The sequence below is a fragment of the Corynebacterium sp. 51B genome, assembly GCF_008930785.1.
Taxonomy (GTDB): Bacteria; Actinomycetota; Actinomycetes; order Mycobacteriales; family Mycobacteriaceae; genus Corynebacterium; species Corynebacterium megadyptis.
In genome coordinates this window covers 20,581-41,673 of record NZ_PQMK01000002.1, presented here as the reverse complement: position 1 = coordinate 41,673, position 21,093 = coordinate 20,581, and the positions used below count along the sequence as shown (strand labels likewise).

Here is a 21,093-nt window from a genome sequence, read left to right as displayed (position 1 = left end):
GGCCATCGCAGAGGCGCGCGCGATGGTGGCCGGAGGGTGGCGTCGATAAGCGACATAGGGGCGCTAGGCCAGAATGCCGGGCCCCATCTCTGCCTTGAGATCGCCCATCAAGCTGGGGGTACGGTTCACGCGCAAGTGATCGCCGAGCACCATCATCGTGGTTTCCTCGCCACACTCGAGCGTGAGATACACATCAGATTCGCCCTTATTGGCCTGCAGCACACCCTTCAAACGGGAAATATTCGCAATCGTGCACTGATCGGCGCGCATGCGCAGCCGCAGCGGAATACCATTGCCACTTCCCGCAAGATCGGGCTGTTTCATGTCATCGCAGAAGATCGATTGGCGCTCATCCTTTTCGGAAATGTGCGCCCTCACCAACACGATGCTGTCCTCGGCGATCATGCCACTCACCAGGGCGTAGACCTTGTTAAACACCAGCACCTCGAGCTGGGCGCCAATGTGATCCTCGATCGTGATAATCACCCAGGGCGAGCCATCGCGCTTCGAGAAGCGACGGTCCACCTTGGAGATAATGCCGCCGATGGTCACCTCCTGTCCGTGGCGCACATTGCGCTCCAAGATATCGGTGAATGCCGTATCGGTTTGCAGCGCCAGCGCGTCCTCGAAACCGTCCAGCGGGTGGCCGGAGACATACAGGCCGAGCATTTCCCTTTCGAGGGCGAGCTGCTGCTTTTTATCCCAATTCTGGTCCGGCACATCGATCTCGAAGATCGTGGTGTCCTCGGCGCCATCGCCCAGGCTGGCGAAGAGATCGAACTGGCCCTTGGCCACCGCCTTCTTGGTAGAGGAGACACCATCGACTGCTTCTTCGTGAATCAGCATCAGGCCTTTACGGGGATGCCCCAAGGAGTCGAAGGCGCCCGCCTTGATCAGTGACTCGGTCACGCGCTTGGTGCACGCCACGGTGTCGATTTTGTCCAAATAGTCGGAAAAAGAGGTGAAACTTCCCTTTTCTTCACGCGCGGCGATGATGGAATCCACCACTTCCTCGCCCACATTGCGCACCGCGCCCAGGCCGAAGCGAATGTCCTTGTCCACCGATTGGAAAGTCAGCTTGGAATCGTTCACATCCGGCGGGAACACGTGAATACCAAGGTGGCGGCAATCGGCCAGGTACACGGCCGACTTGTCCTTGTTATCCGAGACCGAGGTGAGCAGCGCTGCCATGTACTCAGAGGTGTAGTTCGCCTTGAGATAGCCCGTCCAAAACGAGACGAGGCCATAGCCCGCGGCGTGCGACTTATTGAACGCATAGGAGGCGAAGGGCTCGATGGTATCCCACAGCGCCTTGATGGCCTCCGAGGAATAGCCGTTTTCTTTCATCCCCTTCTCGAAGGTGATGAACTCCTTCGCCAGCACCTCGGGCTTCTTCTTACCCATGGCTTTACGGAAACTATCCGCTTGGCCCGCCGAGTAATTGGCCACTTTCTGCGAGATACGCATGATCTGCTCTTGGTAGACGATCAGACCATAGGTGTCTGCGAGAATTTCCTTCAGCGGCTCGTCCAGCTCGGGGTGGATCGGCTCGATGGGTTTGCGCCCATTCTTACGATCCGCATAGGCCAAGTGCGCGCCCACACCCATGGGTCCTGGGCGATAGAGCGCGAGCGCCGCGACGATATCATCGAAGTTTGTTGGTTTCATGCGCTTGAGTAGCTCTCGCATACCGGAGGAGTCCAGCTGGAACACGCCGAGAGTATCGCCGCGGGAGAGCAGCTCATAGGTTGGCTCGTCCTCGGTGCTGAGGTTTTCCAAATCCAGCTCTTCGCCGCGGTTTTCCTTGATGTTTTCCAGGGCGTCACCGATGACGGTGAGGTTGCGCAGCCCCAGAAAGTCCATTTTCAGCAAACCAATAGCTTCGCAGGCAGGATAATCCCAGCCGGTGATGATGGCGCCGTCGGAACGCTTCCACATCGGAATGTGGTCCATCAACGGCACCGAGGCCATGATCACCGCGCAGGCGTGCACACCCGCTTGTCGCACCACGCCCTCGAGGCCGCGGGCGGTCTCATAGATCTGCTTCACATCCGGATCGGACTCAATGAGTGAGCGCACCTCCCCAGCTTCCTCATAGCGCTCGTGCTCGGGGTCGGTGATACCGGCCAAGGGAATGTCCTTCGCCATGATCGCCGGCGGTAGGGCCTTCGTGATGCGGTCTGCGATCTGATAGCCGGGCTGGCCAAACTGCACGCGCGCCGAGTCCTTCAGCGCCTGCTTGGTTTTCACCGTGCCGAAGGTAATCACCTGCGCCACTTTGTCCTCGCCCCAGCGATCGGCGGCATAGCGCACCATTTCGCCGCGGCGGCGATCGTCGAAGTCGATATCGATATCGGGTGCGGAGGGACGCTCCGGGTTGAGGAAGCGCTCGAACAGCAGATCGTGCTCGATCGGGTCAATATTGGTGATTGTCAGCGCATAGGCCACCAAGGAGCCCGCGGCCGAACCACGGCCCGGCCCCACACGGATACCGACAGAGCGGGCGTGCTTGATCAGTTCCGCCACGATGAGGAAGTAGGAGGGATAGCCCTTCATGTCGATCACTTCGACCTCGTATTGGGCGCGGTCGATATAGTCCTGCGGCACCTCTCCATCGGGGAAGCGGTTACGCAGGCCCTCAAGCACCTCGTGCTGCAGCCACGACGTCGGAGTTTCGCCCTCCGGCACATCGGCGATCGGCATGCGATCGTGCGGATGCGGCTCCCAGATTTCGCTGTAATCTTCCACGCGCTCCGCGATCCACAGCGTATTATCGCAGGCCTTGGGCACCAGAGTGTCCCAGGTATCGCGCATCTGATCGGCGCTTTTAATGAAGTAGCCGGTGCCGCCGAATTTGAAGCGATCTTCATCGTGCAGGGTTTTGCCGGTCTGCACGCACAGCATCGCCTCGTGGGCCTTGGCCTGGGATTCGAGCACATAGTGGCAGTCATTGGTCACCAGCGGCGGCAGCTGGAGCTTCTGCCCAATTTCGAGCAGTTCCCGTCGGACCCGCTTTTCGATATCGAGCCCGTGGTCCATGAGCTCGAGGAAGAAGTTGTCCTTGCCATAAATGTCTTGCCACATGGCGGCCGCCTCGAGGGCTTGATCGAACTGCCCGAGACGCAAACGGGTTTGCACATCTCCGGAGGGGCAGCCGGTGGTGGCGATAATGCCCTCGGCGCGCTCGGCGATCAGATCGGCGTCCATGCGCGGCCACTTACCCAATTGGCCCTCATAGGAGGCCATTGAGGAGAGGTAGAAGAGATTTTTCAACCCGGTGGCGTTTTCCGCGATCATCGTTTGGTGCAAATACGCGCCCGAGGCGGAGACGTCATCCGATTTTTGGTGCGGCTCGCCCCACCGGATGCGCTGTTTATTAAAGCGCGACTCCGGGGCCAAATAGGCCTCCACGCCGATGATTGGCTTGATGCCCATATCGGTCATCTTGCGATAAAACGCATCAGAGCCGTACATGTTGCCGTGATCGGTCATACCCACGGCAGGCATGCCCTGACGCTTGACTTCCTCAGCGAGCAGGTCGATCTTGGCCATGCCGTCCAGCATGGAAAACTCTGTGTGATTATGAAGATGAACGAAGGATGAGCCCATAGTGTCACGATTCTAACTGCTTTCTGCTGCCGCCTCGAAGCCCCTCGTGGCGCGACTCTTTTTCCCCACTGCGCGCTTATCGACGCTGCCCCACAGCAATGAATCCCGCCTGCAGCTGAGGGCCTAAGGTATCTATCATGGTCTACGGCGTTCTTGCTTATTTGCTGTGGGGACTTTTTCCCGCCTATTTTCCTCTGCTCGACCCCGCGAGCCCCTTCGAAATCCTGGCGCACCGCATCGTGTGGACCGCCGTAGTGATGGCAATCGTTATCAATATCACAGGGGCGTGGAAAGAGCTCTGGCGTGCCAGCAGCCGCACCTGGATGACTGTGGCCGCCGCCGCGGTGGTGATCGCGATCAACTGGCTCGTCTACGTTATTGCGGTGACCACCGACCATGTCGCCGAAGCCGCGCTGGGATACTTCATCAATCCCCTCGTGGCCGTGGTGCTCGGATTGGTGTTTTTACGCGAAAAACTGCGCCCGCTACAGACGGTCTCGGTGGTAATCGCCAGCATCGCGGTCGCGTTACTGCTGCTCTTTAGCTCCACCCCACCACTCATCGGCCTCACCCTGGCGTTAAGTTTCGCGATCTACGGTCTGCTCAAAAAGCGGGTGCCGCTACGCCCGAGCGCCTCGCTCGCGGCCGAAACTATCGTGCTGCTGCCCTTCGCCCTGCTCTATATCCTCTGGCTCGAGACCAGCGGTGAGGGCACATTCCTCTCCACTGGGATCGGGCACATGGGGCTGCTCGCGTCTGCCGGCGCGGTCACGGCGCTGCCGCTGCTGCTTTTCGGCATGGCGGCACAGCGCATCCCGCTCTCCACGGTGGGCATGCTGCAATACATCACCCCCACCATTCAGATGTTCTGGGCGCTCTTTGTCACCCACGAACACCTCGATCAGGTGCGCTGGGTCGGTTTCATCATTATCTGGATCTCAGTCACGATCTTCATCGTCGATATCGCGGCGCACGGAGTACACCGCCGCTCCCAGAACCGACGCCAGAACTCCTAACGGCAGTGCCCGGCAGGCTTTAGAGCGCCGGGATCTGCTGCGTGGTGGCCGGGGCCTGCTGCGCCGTCTCGAAGTCGGCGCGGTGGACGGGCATGATTCCGAAACGCCCCCACGCGGCGTCATTGGGCAGCGCCTCCAGATAGGCGACGTCCTCATTCAAACTAAGCGTCTTAATGGTGCGGGTGGGAGCCCAAATCACCAGTCCTTCGATCGGCGTGGACTCGGCGTCGTCAAGCAAAAACTGGGCGGCCAAATCGTGGCGCAGCGCCGTAGCAAATACCTCACGCCTATCCGCGGCGGCCGAAGGCTCCGGCACCACCACCGGCGAGGACATGTTGAGCACCACCGCCGAGACCCGGGGCACATCCAACTCATCGGCGATACGCGCCGCCCGCGTCACCGACACGGGCGCGTCGAAGGTCACCAAAGCGAAGGCCGGCTCTGTACTGTCGAGCCCCGATACCGTCGCCGCGGCGCGCTCGGCATAGTGATCGATAGATTCGCCTGTCTCCCGCCCCAGCATGTCTCCATTCGAGCTCGGGGGACGCTCGCCGGTGTAGACCCGGCCGGCCGTGAAGACCACGGCAATGGTCAGTAACGCCACGCCCACAGCAATGAGGACATAGCGCAGCATCGAGGAGTGGTTCACATCAGACATTGCGTACCCATCGTGGTGTATCGGCTAACTTTCCCGAAGAGTATCGAGCGCTCGCGCAAGATCCTCTGGGTAGTCGCTCGTGATCGTCATCTTTTTGCCCGTGGCAGGATGATCAAACGTTAATGACACGGCATGCAGCCACTGCCGGTTGAGGCCGAGCCGCTCCGCGAGCGCCGGATCCGAACCGTACATGGGATCGCCCACACAGGGATGGTGCAAACTGGAAAAGTGCACGCGAATCTGGTGGGTGCGCCCCGTCTCTAGGTGAATATCGAGCAGAGATGCCTCGGCGAAGGCCTCGAGAGTCTCGTAGTGGGTGACACTCGGCTTGCCGTCGCGCGTCACCGCGAAGCGCCATCCCGCGGAGGGGTGGCGGCCAATGGGGGCATCGATCGTGCCCTCGAGCGGATCGGGGTGGCCCTGGATGAGGGCGTGATACGTCTTGGTCACCGTGCGCTCCTTGAAGGCGCGCTTGAGCACCGAGTAGGCGAGCTCGGATACGGCCACCACCATCACTCCCGAGGTGCCCACATCGAGCCGCTGCACGATGCCCTGGCGCTCCGGCGGCCCCGAGGTGGCGATGCTAAAGCCCGCGGCTTTCAACCCGCCGACCACGGTGGGCCCCTCCCAGCCGATCGTGGGATGCGCGGCCACGCCGACGGGCTTATTGATGGCAATGACGTGCTCGTCGGAATACAGCACCTCCATGCCCTCGATCAGTTCCTCTTTGGGAATGAGATCCTGGTTCGGCCCGGGCAGGGTGACCTCGAGCAGCGCGTCGACGGCGAGCCGATCGGATTTTCGCACCGGCTGACCGTCGATAAGCGCATCGCCCTTCGCAACAATATCCGCGGCCGCCGACCGAGAAATCCCCAATACCTTGGATAGGCCTTGGTCTACGCGCATTCCCGCCAAACCATCGGGGACCAGCATGCGGCGAAACTGCTCAGAGCTCATGCTTTCTCCTTCGTTGGCTCGGGTTCCAAAAACATCGACACAATCACCACAACGACCCCAATGGTGATCGCGGAATCCGCCAAGTTGAATACGGCGAAGCTGCCGATGGAGATGTAGTCCACGACATGGCCGACGAAAAAACCGGGGGCGCGAAAGAGCCGATCGATGAGGTTTCCCAGGGCCCCGCCCGCGATGAGAGCGACTCCGATGATCTGGGGACGGTGCACCATTGTGCGACCGAAGTACAGCGCGCCGAGAACAAACACCAACTGCACTGTGGTGAACACCCAGGTGTGATCTTCTCCCATAGAAAACGCCGCACCAGAATTAAATACCAGCACAAGACGCGCCCAATCGCCGATGACTGACACGGGATTGAGGGGGTCGATGGTGTGCAGAATGGCTTGTTTAATCACCTGGTCCAGCACCGCGATCACCACGATGATCGGGACCAGCACTCTCAATGCGCTCCTCTTCTTTGTTTCCACGCCATCAATATTGCCTTACTCCCCGCGCAGAACAGAACTGCCGCGCCTTCCGCCGCGCTTATCGACGCCTACCTCCATACCGCTGCACACTGGCCCCCGCACTAACCAGCCCGTGCAGTCTCACTAGAATCATCGGTTATGACACCCCCGTGCCGCAGCCACCGCCCTCGTCGTTTATCCCGCAGCGTCATTGCCCTGTGCGCAGTTGGCGCCGTGGGTTTAGCAGGATGCTCCGCTGAGGAGTCCTCCCCCGACACCGCTGCCGTTGACAGCGATAACGCGGTGGAGTTGCAGCTGGACTCCCCCAAAGTCACCGTCATCGATGCCGGGGCGCAGGATTCTGCCGCCGAACTTCGCTACACCGCAACCTCAGACAGCCCAGAAGAAGAACTATCGGTGGTGGCCTACGACGGGTTTAGCCAACAGATCGCAGCACTCAGCGAGGTGACACCCCAGGCCCCCGCCGGCGGCGATGTCACCAGCCTCACCCTGCCGCTCACCGGCCACATCGACGGCGATAGCGGCCGGCTCGAACTCGCCCTGGGCGCCCCCACCTCGACGGATCTATCCCTCAACGACACCCTCGCCAGCGCCGAAGGCTTCCGGATCGCGGTCGACCGCAGCGATCGTGGAATAGCGAACTCGGTGCGCCTCGCCGCCCCGAAGGAAGCATCCGACGAGGCCCGCTCCATGGTGGAATCCGCGGTCTTTACCTGGCTATCGCTTTCCGTGGTGTTCCCCGAGGAGCCCCTCGGCGACGGCGCCCAGTGGACCGTGGACAGCCGGGTGCCCGGGGAAAACTCCATGCTCCAAACCATCACCTACACCCTCAACTCCCACGAGGGAGCCACCGCCACACTCAGCGCCGAGATTCAACGCCGCTCCACCCTCGGGGCGCTCAGCGCCGGCGAGGATCATCCAGAACTGGAGGTTGTCTCCACGGAATCAACCTCCACAGGCGAACTCACCGTGGACCTCGACAGCAGTATCCGAAACACCGGCCGCATGGCAGTAACCACCCGATTGGTCTACGCCGCCGATGCGGCACGCGAGGACCAACAGGCCGTGATTCAAGATCTCACCAGCGCAGTGGAGTATTCTTCCCCATAGAACACTGGGTGTCACCCCACTACAGCAGTCGCCGCGCGCCCTGCCCGCACGCCGACGACGTCTCAACGAGCCTGCCCGCTGTGAGGCCGACACCATCACCCGCCGACGAGGAGCAGCCCATGTCTAAACACATCCATATTGCCGTCGACGGTGTCAGCTTTTCCTATGGGGCACACCGCGTCCTCACCGATGTGTCCTTCGCCGTCGGCGCCGGCGCGGTAGCCGGACTGATCGGCGAAAACGGTGCCGGGAAATCAACGCTCATGCAGTTGATCAGCGGCAGCCTCGAACCCGATGTGGGAGCAATCATCACGCCCACCAAAACCGGCTACCTCACCCAAGAGGTATCGTGGCCGCCCACCGCTCCCCTGCACTCTATCATCTCCGACGCGATCGGCGAGCTGAAAGCCATCGAGCGCGACATCATCAGTGTCTCCGAAGAACTCGCCACCCACCCCGACTCGGCCGAACTCGCCCAACGCTTCGACACCCTGCTCGCCGCCGCCGAACGCCACCAAGTCTGGACCCTCGACGCCCGTATCGCAGAAGTCCTCGCAGGCTTGGGGCTGGCCAAAGTTGATCTCGACGCCCCCATAGGCTCCGTCTCCGGCGGGCAACGCCGCCGCCTCGCCCTCGCCGCGCTCCTGCTCCGGCCCGTCGACGCGCTCATCCTGGACGAGCCCACCAACCACCTCGACGATCTCGCCTGCGACTTCCTCATCGACGAACTCCGGTCCTTCGACGGGCCGGTGCTGATGGCCAGCCACGACCGCTGGGTATTGGACAAAGTCGCCACCCACATCGTCGATCTCGATCATTCCCTCGGGCCGGAGGGCGGCGAAGGTGAAAATCTCGCACAAGGCACCGTGTTTGGCGGAAGTTTCTCCGAATACCTCGCCTATCGCAAAGAACTTCGCGCCCGCTGGGAGCACGACTACCGAATCCAGGAAGCAGAACGCTCCCGCCTCGAAGCCGGGGTGCAAGTAAGCGAAACCGACCTCTTTTCCCACCAGGAAGCCAAAACAGAAACCCGCTCATCGGCCAAGTACTACGCCGACAAGGCAGCCAAAGTGCACGGGCAGCGCGTACGTACCGCCCGCAATCGCCTCGACGCTCTCGAGCGACGGGAGATTCCCGCGCCGCCGAAGCGGCTCGAATTTGCTGGTTTGCCGGAGCACTTTCTCACCACCACTGGCTCGGACTACGCACTCATTTTCCGTAATTTCACCGTTGCTGGCCGCATGGACCACGCATTATCGGCAAAGATTCGCCACGGCGACCACGTTCTCATCACCGGCCCGAACGGCGCCGGAAAATCTTCTCTGCTGGAAGCAATCGCGAATACCACCGATGACGAGAACCCCAATCTGATCATCGGCGATGATCTCCGCGTCGGCTGGATGCAGCAGGACACCGACTGGGACGACCCATTCCGCAGCACCAATGACATCTACGCCGATCACGCACCCAAGGGCGCCGCTTCCCTCACCGAGCTGGGTTTGCTCAGTGCGGAAGCCGCCCGGCGCCCGATTGAAAAGCTGTCTTTGGGGCAGCGCCGCCGAGTGGCGTTGGCGATCGTGTTGGCGGATCCACCGGATATTTTGCTGTTGGATGAGCCCACCAACCATATTTCTCTCACCTTGGCCGAGGAACTCGAGGAGGCGCTGGACGGCTACGAGGGGGTGCTGCTGCTGGCCACCCACGACCGGTGGATTAAGCGGCGGTGGCAGCATCGCGTGATCGATATTCCCGCACCGCGCCCCGAATAGAGCGCACAAAAATGGCCCATCCTCCCGCTGCGGGGAGATGGGCCATATGCTGTGCGGCGATGCGCTCGCCGTGTCAGCTTATTGCGGAGCTGGGGCGCCTTCCGGTGCGGGCGGTGCCTCGCCCTCGGGTGCGGGAGGAGCCTCGCCTTCAGGAGCGGGTGCTTCGCCCTCGGGGGCGTTGTCCTCGGGCACCGGTGCCGGGGCGGGGAGCTCCTTGCAGAATGCGGGAACTTCCTCCGGGGCGACGGTGCTGTTGACCACGGTGCAGGCCCAGTCTTGGGAGACCTTCCAGTGGCCGTCTTCGTTGACGAACTCCACGCCCTCAGCGATCTGCGGCTCGCGATCCGGGAGGGTGAAGTGGATGGTGGCCATCACGCTATCTGGGGTCCAGCCGGGCAGGATCGGGTCCACCACTTGGAAGTTGGCGCCGGACTCTTGCTTGGAGCGGGTCATGACGTCGAACAGCTCGGGGGCCTGGTCACCGTTTTGTACGGTGAGCACGCGCTCCTCGATGGGCAGGTTCGGATCGGTGGCCCGGGCCAGAACGCCGTTGAGCTCTTCCAAGGTAGGAAGTTCGACAGCGGCGGTCGAGGAGCTGGTGCTGGAGCTGGTCTCAGACTCCTTGGAATCGCTGTCCTCAGAGCCGCACCCTGCCAGCACCAGCGATGCGGCGGTGACTAGTGCGAGTGCACGTGCCTTGTAAAGTTTCACTACTCTCCTCAGTCCTTGACTGTGTAGGTCAGTTTTGTGATTGTCCACCCAGCGCCACTCGGCGTGGCGCTGGCGCGTCCACACGGAGAGGAACCACGATTGCGGGCACCATCAGTGACCGCAGATCACGAGATGACACAGCCATCTCAGTCCCTTCTCAGCGGCAGCTTAGAGCCGCTTCATGCAGGTCTCGGGCGGAAAATCTAGTACTTGGATTCTACACGGGCCAACGCGAATGGCCACATCCTGGACGGCGTCGATAAGCGCCGAATGGCGGGTGTGGGCGTACGAGAGGAGCCACGCTCGCTGTTCGGAGTAGCGCGGCAGCGGACTATCGAGGCGTTTCCGCCCGCGGCGCGGCGGCGGTGTGGCACGCTATATGCATGACTAACGAGACCGATACCACTGCGGAGCACGCCACCACCCCAGCTGCCAAGATTGTTGTGATTACCACAGGCGGAACGATCGCCTGCACAACCGATCGCGACGGAGTGCTCTTGCCCACAGTGAGCGGAGCCGAGCTGCTGGAACCGGTCGCCCAACGCTTCGAAGACACACAGCTGGCACTCGAGGTCCGAGAACTCGACCGCCTCGATTCCTCCGCGATGACCCTCGCCGATATCGACGCCATCATCGCCGCCGTCCACGACGCCCTCGACGATCCCACGGTCACCGGCGTCGTCGTCACCCACGGCACCGACTCCATGGAAGAAACCGCCATTGCCGTCGACACCTTCCACGATGATCCCCGCCCCGTTGTCTTCACCGGCGCCCAACGCAGCTTCGACCACCCCGACTCCGATGGGATCGGCAACCTCTTCGAGTCCGTCGTGATCGCCATGGACTCCAGCGCCCGCGGCATCGGCGTCATTATCGTGTTCGGCCACGCCGTCATCCCCGCCCGCGGCGCCACCAAATGGCACACCAGCGACAACCTTGCCTTCGCCACCAACGCCCCCGAAGAACCCACCCGTGCCGAACCTGTGCCGCTCGCACCCCTGGCTGATGTCTCCGTCGATATCATCGCCGCCTATCCCGGCGCGCCACGCACGCTTGTCGACGCCGCCCTCGAGCACGGAGCCGACGGCCTCGTCATTGAAGCCATGGGGGCGGGCAACGTCGGCCGGGAACTCGCCATCGCCGTCGGCGAAGCCCTCGACGCCGGCACACCCGTGGTAATCACCACCCGCGTTCCCCGCGGCGACGTGCACGGCTCCTACGGCGGTGCCGGCGGCGGTGCCACCCTGCTCCAAAAGGGAGCCCTGGGATCCCAGTACTTCCGCGCAGCTCAGGCCCGCATTCTGCTTGCCATTGCTATTGCCACCGGCGTTCACCCCGCGACGCTGTTCTAGTTAATCCATGTCTTCTTCATACCCGGCCAACCACTCCTCCCACTCCAGGGAGGCCAGTGGATCGGCGGGCTGAAGATCCGGGTCATCTACAGCGAAACTTCGCGTAAGTCCACGCGTTGTCGTGCGAGTTTCAAAACGCACCGACACGATTCCGTGTCCAGAGCCCTGTACCCAGCCGTGACCGTACTCCGAGTGTACCACGTCCTGGGTGGCAGTCCAGGTGGGGCTGTCCGGCTCTGGTTCTGGGGATTCTTCGCCGTCACGAGCGGGCTCTGGAGAACTATCCCGAACGCCCACCTCAGTATCGTCAAACTTCGCGGGCGGCAGGACCCGCTGATCAAGTTCTGGAAACATGACGTTTTGCCGTGCAGCTTCCAGGCCGGAAAAAGACACTCCCACGAGCCTGATCGGCCCGAGTTCATCTGGGTAGCGCACCATTTTCTTGGCCACCGCGTGCAAAGTGTCGAAATCATCGGTGGCATAGTTCAGCGTGTGCGAGCGGGACTCGATGTGAAAGTCCGCCATACGCAATTTCACTGTGACCGTACGGGCGCCGCGGCCATCCTGGAGTAGCCGTCGGTGTGCTCCGCTTGCGGCGCGCTCCACTGCAGCGTCCACCTCATTGACTGTGACAAGATCCAGCGGATACGTGTGCTCTTGAGAGATTTGTTTCGCAATCGCGCGCGGTTTTACCAAGCGGTGATCGTGTCCGCGCGCAAGATTCCACAATTCGAGGCCGGTTTTACGGCCGAGGCTTATCACCACTTCTTCTTCGCTGAGTGCCGCGAAGTCACCGATCGTTTCCACCCCGAGCGCCCGCAGCTTGGATGCGGAGACAGGACCGATCCCCCAGAGTTTGCCCACGTCCAGGGGATGGAACATGGCTGATTCCTCTTCTTGGGCAACCACGAAGACGCCATCCGGTTTCGCCTCACCTGAGCCGATTTTCGCGAATTGCTTACCGCTGCCGGCCCCAATCGAGGCGGGCAGGCCTGTTTCTTCGCGAATTTCTTCGCGCAGCTCTTCGGCCCAGGCTTTCACAACGTGAGGTTCCTCGCCTTGTATCTCGTGGGGTTCGAGAAAAGCTTCATCGATGGAGAGCTGTTCAATAACGCCGGCTCGCCGTGCCACGATCTCGAATACGCGCGCCGATGCTGCCTTGTACACGGCCCGGCGCGGCTGCACGACCACTGCCCCGAAGCCCACCATGGCTTTCGCTTGAAACATCGGCATGGCCGAGTGCGCGCCAAACGTGCGCGCTTCATAGGATGCCCCGGCCACCACACCGCGCCCGTGCACCCCGCCTACGAGCACGGGCCGACCGCGCAGCGTGGGCCGTGTCAGCTGCTCACAGGATGCATAAAACGCATCCATGTCGATGTGCAGCACCCAACGTCTCATACCTTCGAGTTTTCCAGATCTTTCTCATGTGCTTATCGACGACGTTTCCTGCCGATGTACCCGCACAGGAGAGTGACCAAACACCGCAGTCTAGTTCCACACCGTCGTTTTGGGTGAGGCGGTACGCCCCAGTTGTGCATAACCCCGGACCAAAGCTGAGTATTTCACAGGCACACCGCGTATCAGGCTTTCTGCCAAGCCGAGATCGCCTGGGGCCGCTAGTCTTCGGCTACACCCCAAGAACTACCGCCTCTAGGAGAACACCATCATGTCTGTACAACGCTGTCACCAGCTCATTCGCATCATCGGCGACGCTTATGAGGAGCTCGTCGAACTTTTTGACTTTGACCAGGGTGGAACCCTGAGCCTCGCCGAGAGTTTGCCGGCGCTCGTAGAGCTGGAAAAACACAAGGCTGTACAAGCGCATTTAGACATTCTGCTCTGCCATCTGGCTGGCAAAGAAAACCTCACCCACGTCGCTGGAACCAATAAGCCACGCCGCGTATTGCGCGAGCATCTGGGCTGGTCAGGAAGAAAAATTACCGCTGCTATAGGCGAGGCGAGCCGGCTGTACAGTCCCGTGAAAGATGCCCGCATCGAAGCGGCCGAAACCGATCCCGCTCTGGACGCCGAGGTCAAGGCAGATGTGGGTCTCGCCACCGATTTACGCGCCATCTCCCGCAAGAAACTGCTCACCCAGCACATTGGCGCAGAAAAACGCACCCTCATTGATAAGCAGCTGCTCAACCTCATGGCACACAACTCCCTACAAACCGAAACTTTGCGTGCTGAGGCCATCGACTACGCCGCCAACCATAGCTTCAATGCCACCCGCTCCTTCCTCCGTGAGAAGGTAGCCTCGCTCAACGACACGCTCGAACCCGACAAAGAGCACGCCGAACGCAACCGTTTCTTCACCGCATCCAAGCCCGATAGACACGGCGGACAGCGTATTCACGGCTATCTGCCGCCACGCACCTGCGCCAAGTTGCGTTCCCACATGGACAAGCATCTGCGCACCACCCGCGATAAAGACGATGCCCGCAGCCTCAACCAGGTCATGGCCGACGCCTTCGACTCAGCCATCGGTTCACACCAGAACAAGGGGGTCTTTGCCATCTCCATCTCAGCGAAGGACTTCGAAACCGAGGACTACCAAGCCGCCAACGTCAGCTTCCCCACTGACACTGGCGTGAGCCTGAGCCCAGCAGACGTACTCAAGGTAGCCGAGCAGAAATATGGCTTCGTGTGTGTCCACGACCCAGAGACAGGCCAAGCACTGTCTGTCCGCAAGGTGGAACGTCTTGCCAGCTTCCGCGACCGCATAGCGCTGCTCGCCTCCGAATTGGTGTGCTCGCACCCAGACTGTAACGAACCAGCGAGCCGCTGCCAGGTCCACCACCTGCTCGCGTGGAAGGACGGAGGAAAAACCGAGCTCCCGAATCTCACCCTGCTCTGCCCCGAACACCACAGCGATAACGACGACTCGCGCAGCAACCCCCACAAAACCCACGCGGTACGCGATCCCCGCACTGGCCGTGTGGGCGTGACCTACCCCGCCACAGCCACACACCCCACCCCCACCATCACTTTCAACGACTCCCCCGACGCTCAGCGCTCAGCGGGGGCACGTATCCGACAGCAACCATGGCCCCAGCCCCTGCACACAGAGGAGACCACGGAATGGCACTATGCCAGCTAACCAGCCCCACAAACGCAACAAACCCCGCCGAAGCGGGGCTTGGTGACGCGGCTACTATGCCTCGTTCTTCTTCACAGAGACATACACGCCGTCGAGAACAGGATGGCCGTCCTCGAGAGCATCATCAGTGATGGACAGATCCGTACACAGAACCTCACCAGCAATGGCGTCCTTGTGCTCAGTTGCCCACTCCAGCTTGTCTTCCGGAACCGACAACACGGCAGTGATTCGATCGGACACCTCAAACTCGGCGGCCTTACGAGCATCCTGGATACCGCGGATTACATCGTTGGCCCAACCTTCGGCCTCCAAATCCTCGGTGAGAGTCATGTCGAGCACCACGAGGCCCTCCATACCAGCAATCTGGTTGGTGGACTCGGGGTTGTCCGCAACTAGCTTCTCGGTGAACTCGCCCGGCTGCAGCTCGACGCCATCGGCAACCACGGTGTCGCCGGAACGAGAATAGTTGCCGGCCTTGACCGCCTTGATTGCTTTCTGCACATCCTTGCCCAAGCGCGGGCCAGCGACACGTGCGTTCACCACGACCTCGAATCGCCCAACGGCATCCACATCGTCAGTGAACTCAACCTCCTTCACGTTCACCTCATCACGAATGATGTCCGCGAAAGGCTCGAGGCGCTCCGCGTGCGGCACAGCCACGGTGAGTTTCGGCAAAGGCAGACGGTTACGCAGCTTGTGCGACTTACGCACCGAGGAGGTAGCCGATACCACCATGCGCACCTCGTCCATTGCCTGAACAAGCTTCTCGTCACGCGGGAACTGCGACGCATCCGGAAAGTCAGTCAGGTGCACCGAACGCTCACCGGTCAAACCGCGGTAAATTACCTCAGTAGCCATCGGCAGCAACGGAGCGGCCACGCGCGTGAGAGTCTCAAGCACGGTGTAGAGAGTGTTGAATGCCTCCGGGAATTCCTGATCGCCCGCCCAGAAACGGTCACGAGAACGACGCACATACCAGTTGGTCAGAGCATCACAGAACCACCGCACCTCATCACAAGCAGTAGCAATGTCCAGATCATCGAGGGCCTTGTCTACGGCCTCGACGAGATCACCGGTCTTAGCCAAGATGTAGCGGTCCAGCACATTCGTCGAGCTGGTATCGACGCGCGCCGGGGTGGAGCTGTACAGCTGCAGGAAGCTGTAGGCGTTCCACATCGGAAGCAGCGCCTGGCGCACGCCCTCGCGGATTCCTTGCTCGGTCACGATGAGGTTACCGCCGCGCAGGATGGGTGAGGACATGAGGAACCAGCGCATGGCGTCGGAGCCGTCCCGATCAAATACCTCGTTTACGTTGGGGTAATTGCCCTTAGACTTGGACATCTTCAGCCCGTCATTACCCAGTACGATGCCGTGGGCCACCACATTGGAGTAGCCGGCCTTGTCCCACAGTGCAGTCGCGATGACGTGCATGGTGTAGAACCAGCCACGCGACTGGCCCGAGTACTCGACGATGAAGTCGGCCGGGTTGTGGGTGTCGAACCACTCTTTGTTCTCGAAGGGGTAGTGCTTTTGGGCGAACGGCATGGAACCGGACTCGAACCAGCAGTCAAGGACTTCTGGTACGCGCCGCATGGTGGATTGCCCTGTCGGATCGTCTGGGTTGGGCCGGGTCAGTTCGTCGATGTAGGGGCGGTGCAGCGACGTGGGTCGCGTTCCGAAGTCGCGTTCAAGCTCGTCGAGGGAGCCATAGACGTCGACGCGCGGGTACTCGTCATTGTCGGAGACCCACACTGGAATGGGCGATCCCCAGTAGCGGTTGCGGGAGATGTTCCAGTCGCGTGCGCCTTCCAGCCATTTACCGAATTGGCCGTCGCGAATGTGCTCGGGAACCCAGCGGATCTGGTCGTGGTTGAGTTCCACCATCCGGTCGCGGATTTTGGTGACCTCGATGAACCATGAGGGCAGCGCCATGTAGATCAGGGGCTCTCCAGAGCGCCAGGAGTGCGGGTAGGAGTGCTCGATGGTTTGGTGGCGTAGGACGCGCTTGGAGGCCTTGAGGTCCTTGATGATGTGCTTGTTCGCATCAAAGACCAGTTGTCCCTCGTATTCGGGCACAGCGTTGGTGAACTTGCCGTCCATGTCGACGGGGATGACCACGTCGATGCCATTGGCCGAGCAGGTGTTCATATCGTCTTCACCGAAGGCGGGGGCCTGGTGAACGATGCCGGTACCGTCTTCGGTGGTCACATACTCGGCGGCGAGGATCTGGAAGGCGTTGGGGTGGTCCTTGAAGTGCGGGAAGATCGGCTCGTAGCTCAGGCCAACGAGTTCGTTTCCGGGGTGGGTGGAGACGATCTCGTGATTCTCGCCGAGCTCCTTGGTGTACTGCCCCAGCAGGTTTTCGGCGATCAGGAAGTCCGCGCCGCGGAATTCTTCCAGTCCGTCGTCGCCGACGCGCACCCGCAGGTAGGTGACGTCGGGGTGCACGGCGAGCGCCAGGTTGGACGGCAGGGTCCACGGGGTGGTGGTCCATGCAAGTGCCTGGGTGCCCACGAGCTCGGGGTTGGCGTCGCCGTGAGCTGCGGTGATGGGGAAGGTCACCGTCAGGGTGGGGTCTTGGCGCATTTTGTAGCTGTCGTCGAGGCGGGTTTCCTGGTTAGACAGCGGAGTGTGCTCGGCCCACGAGTAGGGCAGCACGCGGAAGCCTTGGTAGATCAGGCCCTTCTCGTAGAGAGTTTTAAACGCCCACATGATGGATTCCATGTAGTTCAGATCCATCGTCTTGTAGCCGTTGTCAAAGTCCACCCAGCGGGCCTGTCGGGTGACGTATTCTTTCCACTCTTCGGTGTACTGCAGCACGGAGGTGCCGCAGTATTCGTTAAATTTCGCCAAACCCATGTCTTCGATCTCACCTTTGTCGGTGATTCCGAGCTGCTTTTCTGCTTCGAGCTCGGCGGGCAGGCCGTGGCAGTCCCAGCCGAAGACGCGATCGACTTTCTTGCCCTTCATCGTTTGGAAGCGGGGCACGATGTCTTTGACGTAGCCGGTCAGGAGGTGGCCGTAATGCGGCAGGCCGTTGGCGAAGGGAGGCCCGTCGTAGAAAACGAATTCTTTGGCGCCTTCGCGTTGTTCAACGGAGGCGTGGAAGGTGCGATCGTTCTTCCAGTAGTCGAGAACGTTCTTTTCCATGTCGGGGAATCGGCTGCTTCCGCCGCTCATGTCTACGCGGGGATAGACTCCGCCTACGTTGCTCTTGGATGAGCTGTCGCCTGTGGTCATGTGGGCTCCTTACAAAGACAATTCTGGGCAGTTATGCGTGTGGTGTTATTCGCCTAGGGACGAGTTTCCCTGAGCATGTCTGCCCTGGGTACCCGCGGTACCACCCTATTTGCGTGCACCCTAGATGGGGCGCGCGCCTCTTCGTTTGTCTTGTGTAAGGATTATCGACCCTCGTCGGCTGGTTCTACTTGCCGCTGTGGCGGGGTTCTTCCAGCAGCTCCCCGGTGATGGCCGGATCAACGCCTTGTGTTGCGTCACGGGGTGTTCACCCCTCGTATGTGATGCTTCCGGGCAAGTATATCGGAGAATTCTCCTTCAGCGATAGTTCGGTTTTCTTCGCCCGTCGCCGCGCGACGGTGGCTATCGCTTTCGCCGCGCGTAGCGCCACGTATCGATCCCCCACACCGCGATGCCTGCGATGGAGGTGGCGATAAGAAGATAAGCGAAAATGATCTCCTCGGTCTGCACAGTGAGAACAAGCAGGAAGAAACTTGCGAGGGCGAGCACGATAGCGAGAAGCATCATAGCCAGGATTGTAGAGGGTGAGGGGCTGTTTTTTGCTTTACGACGCCGCCCTAGCTCCCGAGTGTTCACCACCCCCACATGCGCCCACCGCCACCTTGCTCTTTTAGGTAAGCCTGCATTGAGGAATACAATCGCGCCGAGGCTACTTTTCGCTCGGCCTCGGATAAGTGTTGAGGGCCTATGAGGGCTACGCGATGTCGTGCATAAGGGAGTGTCAGGTGTTTCTGGCGAATTTCCTCTTTAGCCTCCGCGAGGGGGTCGAGGCCGCAGTGATCGTGGGTATGCTCATTGCCCTTGTCACCCGTGCCGGTCGCCGCGATCTTCTGCCGCGGCTGTGGCTGGGCGTGGCCCTGGCCGCAGGGCTGTCGCTGCTGCTGGGCGCTGTTGCCGCATGGGGCCCGTATGCTGCGTCGGCCCGGGCCCACTTATTGCTCAGCGGCGTCTTGTCTGTGGCGTCCGCCGGTGTGGTGACGTGGCTGATTTTCCTGCTGGCCACGCACTCCCGTGGTCACAAACGCCGGCATGATCCACCAGCAACACTCACCCCAGCGAGCACGAAATGGGTGTTGGTGCTGGCCATCATCAGTGTCGCCCGCCTCGGTACAGACACTGCCCTTGTTGTGTGTTCTGCCCTCAAAGCCGTCCAGACGGACGGTGTGGTGGTCCCTGCTGCGGGCAGTGTGGCCGGGTTGATCGCCTCGGCAGTCATTGGATGGTTGGTCTATACCGGCATCGGTTGGATGAATTTTTCCGTATGTATCCGCTTCATGGCTGCTCTTTTCCTGCTGACCGCCGCGGGCAGTGTTTCCCACGGCCTCGGGGATCTTCAGGCGGCCTCGCTACTGCCGGGCTGGGGTAGTCAGCTCTATGACGTCTCGGGATACTTCGACAACGGTAATTTTCTCCTACGCACCGATACTCTGTGGTTTGTTCTGGGCGAGTCCATGTTCAAGCTGAACCTCTCCCCCACGCATCTCCAGGTGGCGGGCTGGGTGCTCTATCTCTTCACCGTATTGCCGTTGTATCTTCGCGCTTCTTCCCCTCGCCAGTCGAGTCCCTCCGCGGAACGCTGTCAGCAGAGCTAGACCGCTCCCCCACGTTCCCAACGTTATGACCGGGCGCCGGGCCTGCCGGCCTTCAGGGTGGCGTCGATAAGCGAGCATGCCGAAGGCCCCACACACATCGGTGCGTGGGGCCTGTGGGCTAAAAACTGCTAGTTGTTCGAACCGTTGTGGGGGTTCGGAGCCGAGGTGGTGGTGGTATCCAGCTCCTGCAGCTTGGTCTCCAGCAGGTTCTTCAGGCGGGTGCGGTACTCGCGCTCGAAGACGCGCAGCTCGTCGATACGGTTCTCGTAGACGCTCTGCTGCTGCTTCATGGTGGCCATGGTCTCGCTGTACTTGCGGTCGGCCTCGGTCTGCAGGCTGGAAGCCTTCTGCTCGGCCTGCTTGACCTTGGCATCGGACTGCGCGGTGGCGTCGTGGATCATGGTCTCGGAGCGCTGCTTGGCGTCGGAGAGCATGCGCTCGGACTTCTCGTTGGCTTCCGCAATGGTCTTTGCGGCCTGATCCTTGGCGGTACCCAGGGTGCGGCGAGAGGTCTCGTTGGCCTCGTTGATGGTCTTCTCGGCGGTCGCGCGGGCCTCGTCCAGCATGGACTGAGACTCGTTGCGGGCGTCGTTGGTGAGACGATCGGCCATCTCCTGAGCCAGACCCAGGACGCGAGCGGCCTGCATGTGGGTCTCGGGGGAAGCGTTCTGATCATCTGCGGCAGCGGCCACGGAGACCGGCTGCTGCGGCTGCTGCTGAGCGCCAGCGTTGTCGCGGGCCTGAGCTGCTGCCTTGCGGGCCTCTTCGGCCTCCTTGCGGGCAGACTCGGCCTGCTTCTTGGCTTCTGCGAGTTGGGACTCGTACTTGGTGGCGAGCTCCTTCTCGATGCGTGTGCGCAGCTCGGTCTCGTTGACCGCCGGGCTGGCAGCAACTGCGCCACCGCGCACGGTGTCGGCAGAGTCGAGCTCCGACTGGAGCTCCTCTACCTGTGCACGCAGTGCATCGTTGTCGTCCTGGAGTTGACCAAGAGTGTCTTCGACGAGATCGAGGAACTGGTCAACCTCATCCTCAGCGTAGCCTCGCTTGCCGATCGGCGGCTTGCTAAAGGCAACATTGTGCACGTCGGCTGGAGTCAGCGGCATTGACGATTCCCTTCGCGTTAGTTTCTCTATCTTAAAAATTCTCTCAGCCGCTCTGGCGCCGCACAGGATGCTTAGACACTCTTTCGCAGCTTTGAAAATTTTTCGCGACCGACGGGGGATCTGCCTCCGTCGAATCTATATTTCTACGTTTTTCTCTTATTACGTTATCTTACGCAGATTCCCTCAAGGTGCACTGCACCTTAACACAATATACGGGTTTGATTTCGGATGTCTACGCAATTTGCTGCCGAGTCCGCGAGGACTCTGCCCGCAGGTTACCCCCGCTAGCCACATCGTAGTATCCGATTTCTCATGCTCTACACAGAACATCACCCCGTATACCGGGCCACAGCCTCACGGCAGTGAA

General features: G+C 61.0%; 15 protein-coding genes. 6 read left to right on the top strand and 9 right to left on the bottom strand.

The features are described 5' to 3' along the window. Positions 1 to 63: 63 nt before the first annotated feature. Positions 64 to 3,609, bottom strand: coding sequence for a DNA polymerase III subunit alpha (gene dnaE / locus GBB14_RS03175; protein ID WP_151530338.1), 3,546 nt, complete (start codon positions 3,607 to 3,609; stop codon positions 64 to 66). 137 nt (positions 3,610 to 3,746) lie between these two features. On the opposite strand from dnaE, the gene rarD reads away from it, so the two are divergent. Continuing rightward, positions 3,747 to 4,625 carry an EamA family transporter RarD gene (gene rarD, locus GBB14_RS03170; RefSeq protein WP_151530339.1) on the top strand — a complete coding sequence of 293 codons (879 nt, stop codon included), beginning with the start codon at positions 3,747 to 3,749 and terminating at the stop codon, positions 4,623 to 4,625. Between the two features lie 19 nt (positions 4,626 to 4,644). Here rarD and GBB14_RS03165 read toward each other — a convergent pair whose 3' ends face one another. From GBB14_RS03165 to lspA, 3 genes are read right to left on the bottom strand one after another with little or no spacing between them, the layout of a single operon-like run. Next, the gene (locus GBB14_RS03165) at positions 4,645 to 5,283 is read right to left on the bottom strand and encodes a hypothetical protein (protein WP_151530340.1); all 639 of its coding nucleotides are present in this window, start codon (positions 5,281 to 5,283) and stop codon (positions 4,645 to 4,647) included. Between the two features lie 24 nt (positions 5,284 to 5,307). After that, positions 5,308 to 6,240: an RluA family pseudouridine synthase gene (locus GBB14_RS03160; protein WP_151530341.1), complete on the bottom strand. Its 933-nt coding sequence runs from the start codon at positions 6,238 to 6,240 to the stop codon at positions 5,308 to 5,310. Further along, positions 6,237 to 6,728 carry a signal peptidase II gene (gene lspA, locus GBB14_RS03155; protein ID WP_151530342.1) on the bottom strand — a complete coding sequence of 164 codons (492 nt, stop codon included), beginning with the start codon at positions 6,726 to 6,728 and terminating at the stop codon, positions 6,237 to 6,239. The genes GBB14_RS03160 and lspA overlap by 4 nt, the downstream gene beginning before the upstream one ends. Positions 6,729 to 6,866: 138 nt before the next feature. Here lspA and GBB14_RS03150 point away from each other — a divergent pair, with 138 nt between their 5' ends. Both GBB14_RS03150 and GBB14_RS03145 read left to right on the top strand, forming a co-directional pair. Next, positions 6,867 to 7,838 (top strand): hypothetical protein, encoded by a 972-nt coding sequence (locus tag GBB14_RS03150; RefSeq protein WP_151530343.1) that lies wholly within the window; start codon positions 6,867 to 6,869, stop codon positions 7,836 to 7,838. 119 nt (positions 7,839 to 7,957) lie between these two features. Next, positions 7,958 to 9,607 (top strand): ABC-F family ATP-binding cassette domain-containing protein, encoded by a 1,650-nt coding sequence (locus GBB14_RS03145; RefSeq protein WP_151530344.1) that lies wholly within the window; start codon positions 7,958 to 7,960, stop codon positions 9,605 to 9,607. A gap of 78 nt (positions 9,608 to 9,685) precedes the next feature. On the opposite strand, the gene GBB14_RS03140 is transcribed toward GBB14_RS03145, so the two are convergent. Beyond that, positions 9,686 to 10,318: a hypothetical protein gene (locus GBB14_RS03140; protein ID WP_151530345.1), complete on the bottom strand. Its 633-nt coding sequence runs from the start codon at positions 10,316 to 10,318 to the stop codon at positions 9,686 to 9,688. A 383-nt stretch (positions 10,319 to 10,701) separates the two neighbouring features. Between GBB14_RS03140 and GBB14_RS03135 the strand changes: the two genes are divergently transcribed. Then, the gene (locus GBB14_RS03135) at positions 10,702 to 11,670 is read left to right on the top strand and encodes an asparaginase (RefSeq protein WP_151530346.1); all 969 of its coding nucleotides are present in this window, start codon (positions 10,702 to 10,704) and stop codon (positions 11,668 to 11,670) included. On the opposite strand, the gene GBB14_RS03130 is transcribed toward GBB14_RS03135, so the two are convergent. Beyond that, positions 11,671 to 13,071, bottom strand: coding sequence for a DNA polymerase IV (locus GBB14_RS03130; RefSeq protein ID WP_151530347.1), 1,401 nt, complete (start codon positions 13,069 to 13,071; stop codon positions 11,671 to 11,673). It lies immediately after the preceding gene. 268 nt (positions 13,072 to 13,339) lie between these two features. Here GBB14_RS03130 and GBB14_RS03125 point away from each other — a divergent pair, with 268 nt between their 5' ends. Next, positions 13,340 to 14,773 (top strand): HNH endonuclease signature motif containing protein, encoded by a 1,434-nt coding sequence (locus tag GBB14_RS03125; RefSeq protein ID WP_151530348.1) that lies wholly within the window; start codon positions 13,340 to 13,342, stop codon positions 14,771 to 14,773. 54 nt (positions 14,774 to 14,827) lie between these two features. On the opposite strand, the gene ileS is transcribed toward GBB14_RS03125, so the two are convergent. Next, entirely contained in the window at positions 14,828 to 18,013 is a 3,186-nt protein-coding gene (ileS, locus tag GBB14_RS03120; protein ID WP_151530349.1) for an isoleucine--tRNA ligase, read from the bottom strand. Positions 18,014 to 18,373: 360 nt separating this feature from the next. Continuing rightward, positions 18,374 to 18,538 (bottom strand): hypothetical protein, encoded by a 165-nt coding sequence (locus tag GBB14_RS10570; RefSeq protein ID WP_192795949.1) that lies wholly within the window; start codon positions 18,536 to 18,538, stop codon positions 18,374 to 18,376. Positions 18,539 to 18,756: 218 nt separating this feature from the next. Here GBB14_RS10570 and GBB14_RS03115 point away from each other — a divergent pair, with 218 nt between their 5' ends. Beyond that, positions 18,757 to 19,623, top strand: coding sequence for an FTR1 family protein (locus GBB14_RS03115; protein ID WP_192796149.1), 867 nt, complete (start codon positions 18,757 to 18,759; stop codon positions 19,621 to 19,623). Positions 19,624 to 19,751: 128 nt separating this feature from the next. Here the strand turns inward: GBB14_RS03115 and GBB14_RS03110 are convergent, their stop codons facing one another. Further along, entirely contained in the window at positions 19,752 to 20,726 is a 975-nt protein-coding gene (locus tag GBB14_RS03110; protein ID WP_151530351.1) for a DivIVA domain-containing protein, read from the bottom strand. Positions 20,727 to 21,093: the final 367 nt, after the last annotated feature.